Source organism: Verrucosispora sp. SN26_14.1, from assembly GCF_004307965.1.
Classification (GTDB): Bacteria; Actinomycetota; Actinomycetes; order Mycobacteriales; family Micromonosporaceae; genus Micromonospora.
Genome location: NZ_SISL01000593.1, coordinates 1 through 3,143, shown reverse-complemented (window position 1 = coordinate 3,143; position 3,143 = coordinate 1). Strand labels below are relative to the sequence as shown.

2 protein-coding genes are annotated in these 3,143 nt (G+C 71.1%); both read left to right on the top strand.

Annotated elements, in window-relative coordinates; all coding sequences use genetic code 11:
- A partial coding sequence (locus tag EYA84_RS29625; protein WP_131057387.1) for a M23 family metallopeptidase occupies window positions 1-576 on the top strand: 576 nt, incomplete at its 5' end.
- A 169-nt stretch (window positions 577-745) separates the two neighbouring features.
- Window positions 746-3,143, top strand: a 2,398-nt coding sequence (locus EYA84_RS29620) for a glycosyl hydrolase (RefSeq protein ID WP_131057385.1), incomplete at its 3' end; no start/stop codon positions are given.

The window sequence follows — 3,143 nt, the reverse complement described above, 5'->3', positions numbered from 1 at the left end:
ACGCCGGACACCGCGGACCAACCGGCGGCGACCGCCAGTCCGACCCGCGCCGGGCTCCGGCACGTCTTCCCGGTACGCGCGACGAAGGTGGCCTACCACCCGACCCACTCGGCGTACCCGGGGACCGACATCTTCGCCGACTGCGGCGAACCCTTCGTGGCGGTCACCGACGGCACGATCGGTGAGGTCAGCCGCCGGGACCGGTACGACAGGCAGGGGCCGCAGGGGCCGTACAACGGTGGCCTGTCGGTGTCGGTGCTCGGCGACGACGGCGTGCGCTACTACGGCTCCCACCTGACCGAGGTCGCCGACGACATCGCGCCGGGCGTGCGGGTACGCGCCGGGCAGCAGCTCGGCACCGTGGGCCGGACCGGCAACGCCAACAACGTCTGCCACCTCCACTTCGGCATCTCCCCGCCGTGCCTGGGTGAGGACGGTTGGTGGATCCGCCGGGGCGTGATCTGGCCCGCGCCGTACCTCGACTCGTGGCGCGAGGGCGGCAACCGCGAGCCGGCGGCGAAGGTGGCGGCGTGGCACCGCAAGAACGGCTGCCCGGAGCGACCCCCGGCGCGTTGAGCCGGAGACGTCCCGTCCCGCGTCATCCGCATTTCATAAGTCCGACACATTGACGCAGGTCGTGCCGGTGAACTACCGTCGCGTAACACCGGAGAGAGCGCTCTCTCACGGAATCAACCCCCCAAACGACGACGAAACGCGCCGTCGACCGGCGCGCCATGGAGGAAAGATGCGACCTCCCGTCCCACGCCGTACCCGTCATCGGCTGCTGGCCGCCACCGCCGCAGCAGCCCTCGTCCTCGGCGGGCTGGCCGTCACCGCCACCTCCCCCGCGCAGGCCGCGCCCGTCGGCGCCGGCAGCTACACCACCACCCCCGTCGGCCCGCTGCCCAGCGGCTGCGGCGACATGACCACCAACCCTCGGCAGTTCGCCACCGCCGACGCGCCGCCCGGCCCGATCCCCACCAACGACTGGTGGTCCTCGCTGCTGTGGAAGCGGCTCAACTGCTCCTTCAGCGAGCCGCTGCACGCCCACCCGGCGTCCTACCGACCGGTCACCGACGGACTCGGCTTCTCCGCCGAGTCGGTGGCCGCCATCAGCGGCACCGCGACCGGCGTCGGCGAGTACAAGTACCCCTACGTCGAGGACATCCGGGTCGGCGTGGCCGGGCTCGCCGCGCCGATCGTCCGGGTCGCCGACTGGACCGACTGGACGGTCACCCCGTACTGGAGCGACGGCACCCGTACCCTGCGCGCCACCATCGGTCACGGCCTGCCGTTCGCGTACTTCCGCACCACCGGCGGCGACGCGGTGATCAACGCGAACGGCGGCGGCTTCACGGTCTTCTCCAACAGCGCCGGCCGGATCAGCTTCAGCGTCCGGGGCCACGACTACGTCGCGTACGCGCCGTCCGGGGCCACCTGGACCGTGAGCGGTACCCGGATCAGCTCCAACCTCGCCGGACGCGGCTACTTCTCGGTCGCCCTGCTGCCGGCCACCGGTGACGCCACGGCCCGCGCCCAGCTCGCCACCACCTACGGCCAGTACGCGCACGCCCACGTCACCGGCACCCGGGTCGGCTACACCTACAACCAGTCGACCAGCCGGGTGGAGACCCGCTACACCTTCACCACCACCCCGCGCGAGGGCACCGAGACGCGGACCGTGGTGAGCCTCTACCCGCACCAGTGGAAGTCGCTAACCGGCGCCACCCCGATCGCACCGACCTACCCGTCGGCGCGCGGCCGGATGAAGGTGCTCACCGGTGTCGGCGAGTTCCGCACCTCGATGCGGTTCCACGGCGTACTGCCCGAGCTGCCGGCGGTCGCCACCGGCGCCGGGGCCGACCTGACCACGCTGCGGCAGCATCTCGCGGCGGTCCGGAGCAACCCGATGGACCAGCGCGGCGGTGACACCTACTGGACCGGCAAGGGCCTCGGCCGGGCCTCCCGGATCGCCGAGATCGCCGACCTGGTCGGCGACACCGAGACCCGGACCTCGGCGCTGAACGCCATCCGGTCCACGCTCAACGACTGGCTCACCGCCTCACCCGGCGAGACCGAGCGCCTCTTCTACTACGACCAGCGGTGGGGCACCCTGATCGGCTACCCCGCCTCGTACGGCTCCGACCAGGAGCTCAACGACCATCACTTCCACTACGGTTACTACATCGCCGCCGCCGCGACGCTGGCCAAGTTCGACCCGTCCTGGGCCCGTCAGGACCAGTACGGCGGCATGATCGACCTGTTGATCCGGGACGCCAACAACTACGACCGGGCCGACACCCGCTTCCCGTACCTGCGGGACTTCGACATCTACGCCGGACACGACTGGGCCTCCGGGCACGGCTCGTTCGCCAGCGGCAACAACCAGGAGTCGTCGTCCGAGGGGATGAACTTCGCCAACGCCCTGATCCAGTGGGGGCAGGCCACCGGCAACACCGCGGTCCGGGACGCCGGCATCTTCATCTACACCACGCAGGCGGCGGCGATCCACGAGTACTGGTTCGACGTCAACGACGAGAACTTCCCGGCCGGGTTCGGGCACTCGAACGTGGGCATGGTCTGGGGCGACGGCGGTGCGTACGCCACCTGGTTCAGCGCCGAGCCGGAGATGATCCAGGGCATCAACCTGCTGCCGATCACCGGCGGCCACCTGTACCTGGGCTACCACCCGAACTACAACTCCATCAAGTACCAGGAGCTGGTCCGCAACAACGGTGGCGAACCCACCGTGTGGCAGGACATCCACTGGCAGTTCCTCGCCCTCGGTGACGCCGACTCGGCGCTGGCGAAACTGCGCGCCAACCCCGGTTACACGCCGGAGGAGGGCGAGAGCCGGGCACACACCTTCCACTGGATCCGCAACCTGGCCGGGCTGGGCCGGGTCGACACCGGGATCACCGCCGACCACCCGCTGGCCGCCGTCTTCAACCGCAACGGCGCCCGCACCTACGTAGCCAGCAACATCTCCGCCACCCCGCTGACCGTCCGGTTCTCCGACGGTACGCAGCTCACGGTGGCCGCCGGGCGTACCGCCACCAGTGGCGCGCACACCTGGAGCGGTGGCAGTGCCGGCGGGGGCGTACCGCCGGGCCCGACGCCCACCCCGACCCCGCCGCCAGGCT